At 44.1% G+C, this 14,176-nt stretch carries 10 protein-coding genes; 8 read left to right on the forward strand and 2 right to left on the reverse strand.

Annotated features, from left to right (window positions below):
- Positions 1–76: 76 nt before the first annotated feature.
- On the reverse strand, positions 77–1,804 hold the full coding sequence (locus QNO02_RS13185) for a cellulase family glycosylhydrolase (RefSeq protein WP_289392324.1): 1,728 nt from the start codon (positions 1,802–1,804) through the stop codon (positions 77–79).
- Positions 1,805–2,126: 322 nt separating this feature from the next.
- On the opposite strand from QNO02_RS13185, the gene QNO02_RS13190 reads away from it, so the two are divergent.
- From QNO02_RS13190 to QNO02_RS13210, 5 genes are all read left to right on the forward strand, one after another.
- Positions 2,127–2,957, forward strand: a complete 831-nt coding sequence (locus tag QNO02_RS13190; protein WP_289392327.1) for an amidohydrolase family protein — start codon at positions 2,127–2,129, stop codon at positions 2,955–2,957.
- Between the two features lie 426 nt (positions 2,958–3,383).
- The gene (locus tag QNO02_RS13195) at positions 3,384–4,826 is read left to right on the forward strand and encodes a 6-phospho-beta-glucosidase (RefSeq protein WP_289392764.1); all 1,443 of its coding nucleotides are present in this window, start codon (positions 3,384–3,386) and stop codon (positions 4,824–4,826) included.
- A 424-nt stretch (positions 4,827–5,250) separates the two neighbouring features.
- Positions 5,251–6,081, forward strand: coding sequence for a BglG family transcription antiterminator LicT (gene licT / locus QNO02_RS13200; protein WP_036608447.1), 831 nt, complete (start codon positions 5,251–5,253; stop codon positions 6,079–6,081).
- Between the two features lie 211 nt (positions 6,082–6,292).
- A complete protein-coding gene (locus QNO02_RS13205; protein ID WP_289392328.1) occupies positions 6,293–8,182 on the forward strand; it encodes a beta-glucoside-specific PTS transporter subunit IIABC in 1,890 nt (629 codons plus the stop codon).
- Between the two features lie 488 nt (positions 8,183–8,670).
- Positions 8,671–10,140, forward strand: coding sequence for an Msr family ABC-F type ribosomal protection protein (locus tag QNO02_RS13210; RefSeq protein ID WP_289392330.1), 1,470 nt, complete (start codon positions 8,671–8,673; stop codon positions 10,138–10,140).
- Positions 10,141–10,282: 142 nt separating this feature from the next.
- Here QNO02_RS13210 and QNO02_RS13215 read toward each other — a convergent pair whose 3' ends face one another.
- On the reverse strand, positions 10,283–10,873 hold the full coding sequence (locus QNO02_RS13215; protein WP_076214865.1) for a biotin transporter BioY: 591 nt from the start codon (positions 10,871–10,873) through the stop codon (positions 10,283–10,285).
- A gap of 112 nt (positions 10,874–10,985) precedes the next feature.
- Between QNO02_RS13215 and QNO02_RS13220 the strand changes: the two genes are divergently transcribed.
- From QNO02_RS13220 to QNO02_RS13230, 3 genes are all read left to right on the forward strand, one after another.
- Positions 10,986–11,840: an ATP-binding cassette domain-containing protein gene (locus QNO02_RS13220; protein WP_289392332.1), complete on the forward strand. Its 855-nt coding sequence runs from the start codon at positions 10,986–10,988 to the stop codon at positions 11,838–11,840.
- Positions 11,825–13,588, forward strand: a complete 1,764-nt coding sequence (locus tag QNO02_RS13225; RefSeq protein WP_289392334.1) for an ATP-binding cassette domain-containing protein — start codon at positions 11,825–11,827, stop codon at positions 13,586–13,588. Before QNO02_RS13220 ends, QNO02_RS13225 begins: the two co-directional genes overlap by 16 nt.
- Positions 13,589–13,736: 148 nt before the next feature.
- Positions 13,737–14,036 (forward strand): hypothetical protein, encoded by a 300-nt coding sequence (locus tag QNO02_RS13230; protein ID WP_289392336.1) that lies wholly within the window; start codon positions 13,737–13,739, stop codon positions 14,034–14,036.
- Positions 14,037–14,176: the final 140 nt, after the last annotated feature.

Genomic DNA, 14,176 nt, shown 5'->3' on the forward strand with positions numbered 1-14,176 from the left:
TATTCGATCATTTGTGAAACAAAAACAAAACGTTCTGCCAGAGCTTAAAGCTCTGAACAGAACGTTAGATGAGTTCTTATTTGGAAGTTACGCCAACAACGCTGGTTCCATTTTTCGTGATTTTGTACGTCAGCACATCTCCGTTCCAGAAATGGAACTTAAGCGTGACTTCGCCATCATTGGTTTCGTTGAAGAAGTTAGGTTTCAGCTCAATCACATTACGTTCGTAATCTGGGCTAAATGTGTAGGAGAATTCTTTGAACGAAGTCCAGTTCTGTGGACCGGCGTTCTCTCCGTTTGCATACGTTGCTTCCATCGTGGCCAGTTGATTCCCGTTAAACGTAGTCGGAATGGCAAATGCACTGGTTGTACCAGTTGCATCGTTCAACTTAGGTGTGTCATATTTAATAATATTGAAGTTCCAGTCAGCACCTTGGTTGAATCCAGCTGTGAGTGTAGCATTTACGCCCAAATCACCAGAGGCTGTCAATTTGGTTAACAGATTGGATTTTAACGTAAGTATATCTTTTTTGACAGTATAGTCTTTACCTCTTACAAGAGGGGTGGTGCCATTTTTCAACGAATTGAATTTGTTCCCATTCAGATTGAGTGTTACTTTCTTATCTTGAATAGCTTCATTTTGTTTAAGATATACGAGGTCCGTTTCGGCTGTGGATGAGCGACCTGTCCAGCTGGCTTTCATGGTATCAAATAGTTCCTGATCAGACCAGGTAAAGCTTGTGCGTCCGAAGTGCTGTCCGTTGTCCCATAACATCGTTGTCATCTGTTTTTGACGCAGATATTGTCCAACAAATTCGAAGAATTTCAGCTTTTCCCCTTGCTCAATGACACCTGTGTGCTGGTCAAAACCAAGCAAGCCATACTCACCGACGATAACTGGAATGCCTTTCGCTGTAAAAGCATTGTATACCCGATCGAATGTGTCGGTAACGTCCTTCTGTACTTCCTCGTTATACTTGGTGTAACCTGCGATGTTCACACTGAATGGCCAAAACCCGTAGTAGTGAACGGTTGCAATGATATTGGTGTCATTCAATTTCTGAATGGTCTTATTCAGTTCATCCAGATCAGGTTGAGCGGAAGAGGTATGCATCGTTGGAAGGACAAGTGGACGTGTCTCGTTGTTTCCACCCGAAGTTCTTACGATCTTGTGAAAAGAAGTATTCAACTCGTCCAGCATGCGATATCCAATCGTTGCATCTGTTGTGCCGCCTTCAGAGAAACGTGGTTCGTTAACGCTTTCGAACATGAGTTTATCGGATGCATCTTTGAATTTGTCCGCAATCTGAGTCCAAGCAGAGTTATAACGTGCAAGCACGTTATCATGGTCTTTCTCCATGTAACTGATCCAGCGCCAGGAATCATGGTGAAGATTGATCATGACATAGAGATCGGCATCAAGGGCCCAGTTTACCACTTCTTGAACCCGGTTCATGTAAGCGGAATCAATTATGTAGTCGGGTGCGTCACCGATGTGGGCTTCCCAGGTCACAGGAATACGGATACTATTGTAGCCCTCAGCTGCGATCGATTGTATTAGTTCCTTCGTAATGCGCGGGTTGCCCCAGGCTGTTTCATCTTCACCAACGGAGTCCAGAGAGTTACCCAGATTCCAGCCAGGCTCCATGGCGTTTACATAGGTCTGCATTTTGCTTGGAGCGGGTGATGCACTGGCCTGTTCGCTGTTGTCAGTCGCAGCTGAAGCCATAGCGGAGGCGAATAGAGATAGAATCAGGGCAGTCACAAGCGTAAGAGATAGGACTGATTTGCGGTTTTTTTTCATTAATATAGTCTCCTTCGAATAGAGAATGGTTGAACGTGAATAGCGGTTAAGCAGGGTGAAAATAGAGCTCAACGCAAACAAAAATTCACTTGTTTAATACTAAAATCACCACCGATTTATGTTCTGAAAGCGTTTTCGTAATTTACTATATCATGATTTAATATTGGACAATACCTGCACAATTGGCATAAAAATCATGTAAAAATCAGTGATTTTGCCATATTTATAGATTGTGTAGTAAGCGTTTATTTCATTGGAAATAAAAATCATATGTTTGCTTTTTAATGATAATTAGATTTAAATACCCTGGGAGGGATCTAATATGAAGCTGGATGCACATCAACATTTCTGGGAATACAATGTCGCCGAGTACGGATGGATTGGCGAAGAGATGAAAACCATTCGTCAATCTTTTCTTCCGGAAAATCTTGAACCTTTATTGGTCCAATCAGGACTGGATGGATGTATTGCGGTACAAGCCAGACAATCACTGACAGAAACCGAGTGGCTTCTGCAGCTGGCAGATCGGCATGAATGTATAAAAGGTGTTGTCGGATGGGTAGATCTTTGTTCGGATGAAGTTCGGAATCAGCTTGAACTCTTCGCGTCCAATCCGTATCTGAAGGGCGTACGTCATGTCATACAGGATGAACCTGATCTGGATTATGTATTGAGAGAAGACTTTCAGCGCGGAATTTCATTGCTAAAAGAATATGATTTGGCCTATGATTTGTTGGTATCCAAGGAGCAACTGCCTTATGCCGTTGAATTGGTTAAGACGTTTCCTGAGCAGCGATTTGTACTTGATCATCTAGCCAAACCCGACATAAAATCAGGTATAATCTCACCCTGGAAAGAAGCACTTGAGTCATTGGCCGCACAACCTAATGCGTACTGTAAACTTTCAGGGATGGTGACGGAAGCAGATTGGGCAAATTGGACTCCAAAGGACTTTACAGCCTATCTGAATATCGCCATAGAAGCCTTTGGTGCGGAACGGTTAATGTTCGGGTCCGACTGGCCCGTGAGCAACGTTTCAGCTACGTATTCTGAAGTATACGGTCTCATTAATTCTCACATTAATGCCCTACCTATATTAGATCAACAGATGATTCTTGGCGGCACATGTGCTGCATTCTATCAAATATCGTAGTGGGCATTCCGAAGCTAAACCGGTTTCAAGAAGTTGACAACTGTTCTGATTCTTGCTAAAGTTTTATCCAATCCGCATAATCATGATCTGGGAATGTTACCGATATGGGCATAACCTGAGCTGGCTTGTTTACACGTAATCGTGTACCAGGCTGGTTCGGGTTTTTTCTATTTAAGTTGAACAAACGATTTTACACGGGGCGACTGCGCGGCCAGAACAATCTTCCAATCGCTGTTATCCCCAGATTTTTCGAATCCCTTTTTAAAGGGGAAATCCGGTGATAAAGGCGAACGCTTCGCTTCTCCAGATTTTTTCTGTCCTCTTAGTTTATGTGTAATTGTGTGGTTCAACTTAAATATTTTGTCTCTATAATTTTCTCGTGATTTGAGCGGATAGCTAAATTACATATTTGGAAGGAGAATGATGATGACGAATTTTAAATTCCCTAAAGACTTTCTGTGGGGTGGAGCCATTGCTGCTAATCAGGCGGAGGGCGCGTATCTGGAAGATGGCAAAGGGCTGAGTATCGTTGACTTGCTTCCGACAGGTGAGAACCGCAGAAGCATTATGAAAGGTCAAGTTCCGGCTTTTACACCGATCGCTACCGAGTTCTATCCTTCACATGAAGCGATCGATTTTTATCACCGTTACCCCGAAGACATTGCTCTATTTGCCGAAATGGGATTCAAAGCACTGCGTGTCTCCATTGCCTGGGCACGGATTTTCCCGACAGGAGAAGATGCACAGCCAAATGAAGCCGGATTACAATTTTACGATAACCTATTTGATGAATTGTTGAAAAACGGCATTGAACCTGTGGTTACATTGGCTCACTTCGATGTGCCTGTGCATCTGATCGAGAAGTACGGCAGCTGGAGAAGTCGTGAACTGGTGACGCTATTCGAGACTTACGCTACAACGGTATTCACTCGGTACAAAGACAAGGTGAAATACTGGATGACATTTAATGAGATCAACATGTTGCTTCATCTTCCGTTCCTTGGGGCGGGGCTGGCGTTTAATGAAGGGGATAACATCAAGGAAATTCAATATCAGGCTGCTCACCACCAACTGGTTGCAAGTGCACTGGCAGTCAAGGCATGTCATGAGATTATTCCTGGTGCCATGATTGGGTGTATGCTCGCCGCAGGAAGCTTCTATCCGTATACCTGTAATCCGGAAGATGTGTTCCAGGGCATGGAAAAAGATAGAGAGTCCTATTTCTTCATCGATGTGCAGTCACGTGGGGAATATCCGGGTTACGCCAAACGTTTCTTCAAAGATCACGGGTTGAACATTGTTATGCAGCCTGGTGATTCGGAAATCTTGAAAAATCATACGGTAGATTATATCGGGTTCAGCTATTATTCAAGTCGTACAACCAGCACCGATCCGGAAGTTGTCAAAAATATGACCAGTGGTAATGTATTTGGCTCGGTAGCCAATCCATATCTGGCGAAGTCCGAATGGGGCTGGACAATTGATCCCAAAGGATTCCGTATTACCGCCAATCAACTACATGATCGTTATCAGAAGCCGCTGTTTGTTGTTGAGAATGGATTTGGTGCCAATGACGTGGTTACACCTGAAGGTGAAGTGGATGATGCATACCGGATTGACTACTTGAAACGACATGTAGCTGAAATGGGTGAGGCTATTCAGGATGGTGTAAACATCATTGGTTACACTAGCTGGGGACCTATTGATATTGTAAGTGCATCCTCAGGTGAGATGAGAAAACGTTATGGCTACATTTACGTGGATCGTAATAATGAAGGTCAAGGTGAGCTGACACGGCTGAAGAAGAAGAGTTTTGAGTGGTACAAAAATGTGATCGAATCCAACGGAACAAACCTGGGTGACGCGTAGTTTATATTTTTCTGAATTAAAATGGTCTTGTACGGCAATAAAACATCGGAAGTTTCATCTATATAAATTGAACTAAACATTTACACAAACCGGAGAGGACAGAAAAAAGCTGGAGATAACAGCGATCGGAAGGTTGTTCTGTCATCGGAGTAGCTAGTGTAAATATTCTCTAGTTCAATTTATATAACCATGGGACTTCCGATTGTCCTCACATTGAAAGCGTTGACATATAGTCAGGTTCGCGCTATACTTGACGCAATTATATCGTTTCTGGGATTGTTACTACTCGAAGTAGGCAAAACCTAAGCACCAAAAAAAGCAGACCACCACGTCTTGTTTATTTTGTGATGCTTCAGGTTTTTTTTGTATGCCCAAAAGACGATGTATAACTGCCAAGAGAGTGGAACGTGACGGGGGGATTGAAGTGAAAATAGCAAAGGTTATCAACAATAACGTCATTAGCATCTATCAGGCGGATGGAGCAGAGCTTGTGGTGATGGGACGTGGGATTGCCTTTAAGAAAAAGCCGGGGGATAAAGTAGACGAGACCCGCATCCAGAAAGTATTTGCATTGAAAAACAAACAAACATCCGATAATTTCAAAATGCTGCTGCGCGAAGTTCCGATGGAACTGATTGAAATTGTGGAAGAGATCATCACGTATGCAAGTGAGAATCTGGGCCGAAAGCTGAATGAGAACATCTATGTATCTCTTACAGATCATATTAACTTCGCCATCGAACGTTATCGGGAAGGCGTGGAGATCAAGAACGCATTAATGTGGGAGATCAAACAGTTGTACAAGCCCGAATTCGAACTGGGCCTGAAGACGCTGGAACAGATCAATACCCGCATGAATATTGAGCTTCCGCCCGATGAAGCCGCTTTTATTGCCCTTCATATTGTCAACGCAGAGATGAACGAAGAAGTTATCACAACGATGAATATTACGAAGTTTATCCAGCAGATTATTAATATAGCGAAATATCATTTCAAAATGGAATTTGATGAGGACTCCCTCAGTTATTTTCGCTTTATCACACATCTGAAGTTCTTCTCCCAGCGTGTGCTCAGCGGTACGCATTACGACAACAACTATGATCATTTCTATGACATGATTAAGGAGAAGCATCCGGATGCCGCAGCATGTACGGAGAAAATTGAGATGTTTGTCAAAAAAGAGTACAACCATGAGCTGACCAATGAAGAAAAATTGTATCTGACGGTTCATATCGAACGAGTGGTTAATCGATAATATTTAAATGTTGACAAAAATGGTTTTATTATAATAATATGTGATTAACAGGAATTGAATACGATTTAACTGGGATTGTTACTGGTTATGCAGGCAAAACCTAAGTCATGAGAAGGTCAGGACCATTGTGTCCCATTGCTCAAGGCTTAGGTTTTTTGCGTGCAAAAAAATCGGTAAAGGGCCTGTTTGAGAAAAAGTGGGGGTGCAGATCATGAGTCAAGAGAAACTGGCCAAAGAGATTGTAGAACTGGTCGGCGGTGAGAAAAATGTGGAATCGCTGGTTCATTGTGCAACACGGTTACGGTTTGTATTGAAGGACGATGCCAAGGCAGACAAAGCCAAACTGGAGAAAACAGAAGGAATCATCGCAGTCAAAGAAAATGGAGGACAGTTCCAGGTTGTTGTTGGTAACAAGGTGCCTGAAGTCTATAGTGCCATTGGACAGATCAGTAACATTCTGGACGATTCGTCAGATAAAGAAAAACCTCGCAAAGCAGCCAAAGGGCTCGGGGGTATTATCGATATCATATCCAGCATCTTTGCACCACTTCTGGGTGTTATGGCGGGAGCCGGTATTCTAAAAGGGTTATTGTTGATTGCAAGCAATATCGGATGGTTGGAAACGACAGAAACAACATATACAATCCTGTATGCAGCAGCAGATAGTCTCTTCTATTTCCTGCCTCTGTTGTTAGCGGTTACAACAGCACGTAAATTCCAGGGAAATATGTTTGTAGCGATGACGATTGCAGGAGCACTGATCTATCCATCCATCGTCACGTTGAAATCAGAAGGAACACCAACGGATTTCTTCGGTATCCCTGTCATTTTGATGAACTATTCATCTACAGTTATTCCAATTATTTTAGCTGTCATTGTCATGAGCAAGTTGGAGAAGTTCTTTAATAAGACACTTCACGATAGTGTGAAAAACTTTGTTACACCATTGTTTTTGCTAGTGATTATGGTACCACTGACACTGTTGGTATTTGGACCATTTGGTGTCTACGTTGGTAATGCAATTGCAGCCGGGCTCGTTGCAGCATTTGGATTCAGTCCATTGCTCGCAGGAGCCGTTATGGGAGCAAGCTGGCAGCTGCTCGTTATTTTCGGAATACACTGGGGTCTTATTCCGGTATTTATCAACAACGTTGCAGTGTATGGACAGGATGGGGTTAAACCAGCTGCGACAGCTTCAATCTTTGCTCAAACGGGTGCTGCTTTTGGAGTTATGCTGAAAACCAAGAACAAAAAACTGAAAACGCTGGCTGGATCATCCACGTTGACCGCATTATTCGGTATTACTGAACCGGCCATCTATGGGGTAACATTACCACTAAAACGTCCATTTATTGCAGGGGTAATCGGTGGTGCAGTTGGTGGGGCTATCATTGGTCAAGCGGGCACATTGGCATTTGCATCCGGCGCACCGGGATTACTGACCTTGCCAATCTTCTACGGACCAGGTGGACAAGGCTTCCCAGGATTGATTCTGGGTATCGTAGTATCCTTTGTTGTTTCGGCTGTACTCACGTACATCATGGGCTTCAAAGATCCGGTTGAAGAAGAAACAAAAACCGAACCTGCTGCATCTGCCGAGCAACCTGTTCGTGCAGCGAATGCTTCGGACGAAATTGTATTTAGCCCAATCGAAGGAACGATTGTTAAATTGTCGGAAGTTCCAGATCCAGCCTTTGCATCGGGAGCAATGGGGAAAGGGATTGCGATTGAGCCAACTGTGGGCAGAGTCGTAGCGCCTTTTGATGGTACAGTTACCGTTGCATTCAAGAAAAAACATGCCTTGGCTGTAGTATCAGACACCGGTGCTGAAATATTGGTTCACGTGGGAGTTGATACCGTTAAATTGGATGGGCAGCATTTTGTTTCCCATATCAAAGAAGGCGATCGGGTCCAAGCGGGAGATCTGTTGCTTGAGTTCGATATTGCACAGATTAAGGCTGCTGGTTATCATACGGTAACTCCAATAATAGTAACCAACTCAGCCAACTACGAAGAAGTGATTCCACAGGCTACAGGTCAGGTTAGTAGCCAAGAGCTTCTATTAAAATTAAGTAGCGGTAATGGCCAGGAACAAAAGTAGATTGATGTACTAATCTGATGGTGCCGTGTTTTCATCGTTCCGTTGACATGGTGGAATTGGAAAATTATAATTAGAATTGTACATCTATACATGATAATGAAAGGTGGATTATTGAACATGACACATGCGATGAGACTGCGCTTCCTTCCTTTGAATCGGTAATTGAATACGTTCAAAGGCTCTGACTATTGGTTCAGAGTAAACGGGATCAGTCTGTCATTTTCAATCATCCTGACCTTAAAATAAGTGTTATACTCGTTTTCCCGTTTACGTTGAATCACAGGCCGTGGCCTGTGATTCTTTGTTTTTTCTTCTGATTATCTTAATCAGTTGAATAATTAGGTAAAGGCGCTCAATACAGACTACTGGAGGTAACCGCTATGATGACGTTACTGTTCTATTGATACGAGCTGGCACGATAAGCTCGTATCGATAGTAGCATGCTTCGCTATCGATACGAAATAAATCTTATTTCGGAGGTAGCGAATATGGAAAAGATATGTTTTGAATTAGAACAGGTTGAGATGACCTATATGGATAAAGTAATCCTGAACATTGAGCGACTGGCTGTGCATCAACTGGATCGTATTGGTGTAGTGGGTGGTAATGGTCAGGGTAAAAGTACATTGTTGAAACTCATTGCGGGACAGATCCAGCCAACAGCCGGAAAGGTAAAACGTTTTGCAGAGTTTGGTTATTTGGAACAAGTGGAACCACCCCAGTCTAACGAAAGTATCGAAGTTGACGGGGCTTTGCTCAGTAAATTAGCCATACCTCAACACGACCAAGCATGGAGTGGCGGAGAACAGACCCGTCTAAAGCTGGCTCAAATGTTCACTCATTATCATGAAGTACTGTTACTGGATGAACCAACAACACACCTGGATCAAGAGGGCATTACATTTTTGCTGGATGAATTGCGTTATTACTATGGGGCGCTTGTGATGATCAGTCATGATCGTGCGGTTCTGGATGAACTGGTGACCACGATCTGGGAAATCCATCAAAGTGAGGTTCGCGTATATTCCGGCAACTATAGTGATTATCAGGCACAGAAGAGGCTGGAGCGTGAACAGCAAAATCAGGCCCATGAACAGTTCTCGAAGGAGAAAAGACGATTGGAGCTGGCCGCCCGGGAAAAGATGAAGAAAGCCGAGAAAATAACGCAGGCCGGCAGCATGTCAAAAAAAGAATCCAAGGCAAAAACAAACCGTATGGTTGAAACAAAATCCAAAGGCACCAGTCAAAAAGCGGTGCACCGCGCAGCTAAAGCGATTGAACAGCGAATGCAACAACTTCACGAGGTAAAAGCGGTGCAAGAGGATCGGCCTATGATCTTCCGTCAGCCAAAGACACTGGAGCTGCACAACCGATTTCCGATTATGGCAGATCGCCTTACACTTGAAGTGGATGGAAATATATTGTTGGACGATGTAAGTTTTCAAATTCCATTAAAACAAAAAATAGCGATAACCGGAGCCAATGGCAGCGGAAAAAGTACATTGCTTAACCATGTTTTCCATGCTGGGGATCACATCACAATGTCTCCAAAAGCAAAGCTCGGTTATTTTCAGCAAATGAGCTATCGTTTCACGACAAAAGAGACCGTATTACAATTCCTGAAAAATCGTTCGCAGTATGAGGAATCAGAGCTCAGAAGTGCGTTGCATGCGATGCAGTTTACAGGTAATGACTTGCTGAAGAAGGTTGGGACATTAAGTGGAGGAGAAGCGATTCGTCTTCAATTATGTCACTTGTTTCTGGGCCAATATAACATTCTATTGCTGGATGAGCCAACGAATTTTCTTGATATGCATGCACTGGAAGCGTTGGAGCGTTTAATCAAGGCCTATGAAGGGACGATTCTGTATGTATCTCATGATCAGAGGTTTATTGAAAATACAGCGGATCAACAATTTCAGATTACAGAGCGTCAATTAATTCAGGTGAATATATAAGTTGAACTAAAGAAGATTTACACGGATCACTCCGATGACAGAACAACCTTAGAAGAAGAGAAGTAACGAAAACCGCCAAAGTGATTTTGGCGGTTTCGTCGTTTTCAAAGATAGGCAGATCAGTTACCTTATGTAGCTTCTATTAAGAATCCGCTTTTATAACCGTTGAATGCATGTTACCTGTGAGACGTTGAGGTGGGAAAACCATGCGCACGGGCGCAATGATGATGGCAGCAAATACAGCCTTGATCAGATCCCCAATTATGTAAGGATAGAACCCTTGAATCATGGCCTCAGGTAAGTCCATTTTGTATGCATATGCAAGCCAAGGGACACCCGAGACATACACGAGCAGTGAACCAAATAGTTCAAATACAACAAAAGCGAGCATGAATCCTGTTACACCTTTGATGTTGATTCGTGCAAGCAACAGTCCAATTAATAATGCGGAGATCGGCCACATCATCACATATCCTCCGGTAGGTCCAAGAAGTACCGCAAGTCCTCCGGTCCCGTGTAGCAAGGGAAATCCAAGAGCGGTGAGCAGAACAACCATCGTGACACTTAGAAAACCATAGAGTGGACCAAGTAACCCTCCAGCCAGCATGACAGCCAAGGTCTGTAATGTTATCGGTACAGGGGAGAAGCCAATGGGAATGCTTATGTAACCAAATAGTACTAAAATTGCGGCCATAAGTGCGCTGAATACAATGCCTCGCAAAGATAATTTCATGTTTGAACAATCCTCTCCATTTTGGTAATATGATTGTTAACCAATTATATAAATGTGGTTAACGATTAGGATCGTACCACATAACAATAGAAAGGGAAAGGACTAATTTACGATGCAAGGCAACCTGCCTATAATTACATTAGAAGATGTTCGAGTGCATTATGCTTCCGAAGGTAGTCAGGTGAGAAAAGCACTGGATGGGGTTTCACTTACGCTGCACCAAGGAGAATGGATTAGTATTGTAGGGGCGAATGGCAGTGGAAAAAGCACACTCGCTGGACTACTGATTGGATTCATTCCACTATCGGGAGGGGTACGGAATATCTCGGATGAACTTACCGTTCGGGGTGTATTGCAGCAACCTGATGCTCAGGTACTTGGAGATACGATTGAAGAGGAGTTTCATTTTGCGCTGTCACCATTGATGGAATCTGTAGAAGGGCAATCGGAGCGCAGGCAGGATGCATTACATACCGTAGGACTTCAATATCCCCCGGAGAAGGCCATTTCACAATTATCCGGTGGACAGAAACAACTGCTTAATATTGCTGTAGCGCTCGCAGCCAAACCGGATATATTGATTCTGGATGAGCCAACAGCCATGCTTGATCCGGGAGCAAGGGACAGGATGCAAGCCATCGTTCAGAAGATTACCCAGCGGGGGACAACGGTGATCTGGATTACACACCATCTGGAGGAAGCAACCCTGTGTGATCGAATCATTGCTATGGAGAGGGGACGTTGTGTGTACGACGGGGAGCCCGAGTCCTTTTTCTATGAAACAGAGCTGAATGAGAAGGCTACTCGGGAAAATGTACAGCTATCTCCCTGTGAACGGTTAGGATTGGACCCTCCTTTTACTGTAAAAACTGCGTTATTGCTCAAGCAAAAAGGTATGATGCCAGAAGCCATGCCACTGCGACCTGAGCAACTGGCTAAGGAGGTCGCACGTTGGAGATCGAATTAACCAATATACGTATAGAAGCATCGGATTCGAGCAAACGTGCACTGCTTGAAGATGTGAGTGTACAGTTGAACAGCGGGGAAATCACCTTGCTGCTGGGCTGTACTGGTTCAGGAAAAACAACTTTACTACAGACGTTGGCTGGTCTGAGACCGCCCGATGCAGGAAGTATCACATTGGGGAGCACATCTTTCTGGAAAGAAGGAAAAGTGCCGCAGTCGATTTTATTGCAAATGGGACTATTGTTTCAATTTCCGGAACAACAACTGTTTGCCCGAAGTATTCAGCGTGAATTCTCATATTCTCTGCGTCCATATCGACTTTCAGAGAAACAGCAACAAGAGCAGATCACAAACGCACTGAACCAATGGGACCCGCCAGTGTCCTCGGAGTTGGATCGACGTTTTCATCTGGACAGGTCGCCATTTGCTCTAAGTGGGGGAGAGAAGCGCAGGTTAGGTCTTGCTCTCGGAAGTGTGGCCAATCCACACTGGCTTCTGCTGGATGAGCCGAGCGCAGGGTTGGAAGCGCAAAGTGTCGGGCTTTTGCTGGATGTATTGGAGCAACATCGTCTGGCAGGTGGTGGGGGCGTGGTGGCAACCCATGATCTGGATACATTCTTGCCTTGTGCGGATCGGGTATTGTTATTGCAAGAAGGTCGTTTAATCGCCGATCTTACGCCGAGAGAACTTCACAAAAGACCTGAACTGCTGGAGCAAACAGGGATCGGCCTGCCACCTTCGATGCGACTGGCACAGCAGTTTAGAGCAGCGGGTCTTGAGCTGCCTTTGACCGCGATGACGCCAGAGGAGATGGTTGAATGCATTGTTCAGTCCAAGTCAGTTGAAGTACAGATTCAAAACGAATCGATAGAAGCATCAGGGACGGTAACGATGGAAGTCAAGAGCGATGTAATGAAGTATGAAAAAGAAGCACTGATGCTGTCGTCGATTAAAACGGAGGATGATCCAAAGTTTCTTCCGAACACAATGACTCATTCAGGGGGATTATATGGCGTCATGGATCCGCGTCTGAAATGGATTTTGTATATTTTACTGGTCACTGCTGCGATGCTTCAACAGCGCTGGCTGGGATTGACTTTAACACTGGTGCCGGTAGTGGCAGCACTTGCCGTGCTCCCGCGTCAGACTTTGGCTGGATGTATGAAGTTAATGAAGCCATTATTATTATTTTTCATCATATCAACGGCACTATCTGGGACAACTCTTTCAACAGAAGGAGGAGGTCTGCACTTTGGCTTTTCCCTGATGCAGGCGGAGGGCACTTTGCTGAATGTGTATCGTTTGTTTATCGTCACATTGGCAAGCCTTTGGTTTTCGTTGACGACACCTTATGGGCGAATGGTAGAAGGGCTTAACTGGGTACTCGGTATCGGTAAAAAGATCAGGTTGCCCGTAGCTTCGTTTGCTCTTGCTGTTTCGTTAATCTTTCGGTTTATCCCGATGATCTGGAGTGAGTGGCAGCGATTCTCACTGATCGTACGGGCACGTGGAAAGGCAGCTTTGAGACCAAATACCGTGCGAATTCGTGACCTGGGACCGATGGTGATCCCCTTGTTAATGGCACTGTTTCAACGTGCAGAGGATATGACCATTGCGATGGAAATGCGTAAAGTTAGAGAGCACTCTATGCTCGGAGGACGTTCATCATTATTGGTATGGTCCAAACGTGATACCTGGATTAGCATGGCTGGCCTCATTGTTTTTGTACTTTTAATATGGATTCGCTAATTGTGATGGCGATGACTAACGTGATTAATCCGGTGATGAATAAGACGATGGATTAGAACCATAAACGCAGTGTTTTCAATAATCATGCATAAATGCGTTTGTCCTCGCTCACAATAAGTCATCTGAAGTGGATCAGGAGGAATAAACGATGAAAGATAAGTTTTTGCGTGAAGAACGGCAAGAATATACCGATGTGTCTACGGTGGAGTCGCAGCGAAACGATATCACACTCGAAGAATTCCCGGAGGGTCCTTACGGTTCATCTCTCTTATCCGAGTCTCTCGGGAAAAGTTCGCCGTGGCGAGTGGATCAGAGGTCTGCACATCGTTTTGATTATGAAAATCATGAGCTTCACGAGGGGGAAGTACGGGATTATCCAGGTCAGGATGTTTTTGACGAAACGGTTCCGGATAACGTATCCAAGCCTCAATATACGGAAGATTCGTAATGAGATTTTGATATAAAGTAGAGCGTAGCCTCCGGCAGGTTTGTCCTGTTCGGGGGTTATTTTCGTTGTGTTTATTGAAAACAAATCTCCACCAATTCCACATTATGGGTTATTATGTTTTTAGCTCGAAGTAAAAATTT

The sequence above is a fragment of the Paenibacillus sp. PK1-4R genome (assembly GCF_030369595.1).
Lineage (GTDB): Bacteria > Bacillota > Bacilli > Paenibacillales > Paenibacillaceae > Paenibacillus.

Excerpts from the sequence above, each read along its gene's own strand:
- QNO02_RS13195 (WP_289392764.1), top strand. The coding sequence starts at position 3,384 with ATGACGAATTTTAAATTCCCTAAAGACTTTCTGTGGGGTGGAGCCATT.
- QNO02_RS13190 (WP_289392327.1), top strand. The coding sequence starts at position 2,127 with ATGAAGCTGGATGCACATCAACATTTCTGGGAATACAATGTCGCCGAG.
- QNO02_RS13185 (WP_289392324.1), bottom strand. The coding sequence starts at position 1,804 with ATGAAAAAAAACCGCAAATCAGTCCTATCTCTTACGCTTGTGACTGCC.
- QNO02_RS13230 (WP_289392336.1), top strand. The coding sequence starts at position 13,737 with ATGAAAGATAAGTTTTTGCGTGAAGAACGGCAAGAATATACCGATGTG.
- QNO02_RS13205 (WP_289392328.1), top strand. The coding sequence starts at position 6,293 with ATGAGTCAAGAGAAACTGGCCAAAGAGATTGTAGAACTGGTCGGCGGT.
- QNO02_RS13220 (WP_289392332.1), top strand. The coding sequence starts at position 10,986 with ATGCAAGGCAACCTGCCTATAATTACATTAGAAGATGTTCGAGTGCAT.
- QNO02_RS13215 (WP_076214865.1), bottom strand. The coding sequence starts at position 10,873 with ATGAAATTATCTTTGCGAGGCATTGTATTCAGCGCACTTATGGCCGCA.
- QNO02_RS13210 (WP_289392330.1), top strand. The coding sequence starts at position 8,671 with ATGGAAAAGATATGTTTTGAATTAGAACAGGTTGAGATGACCTATATG.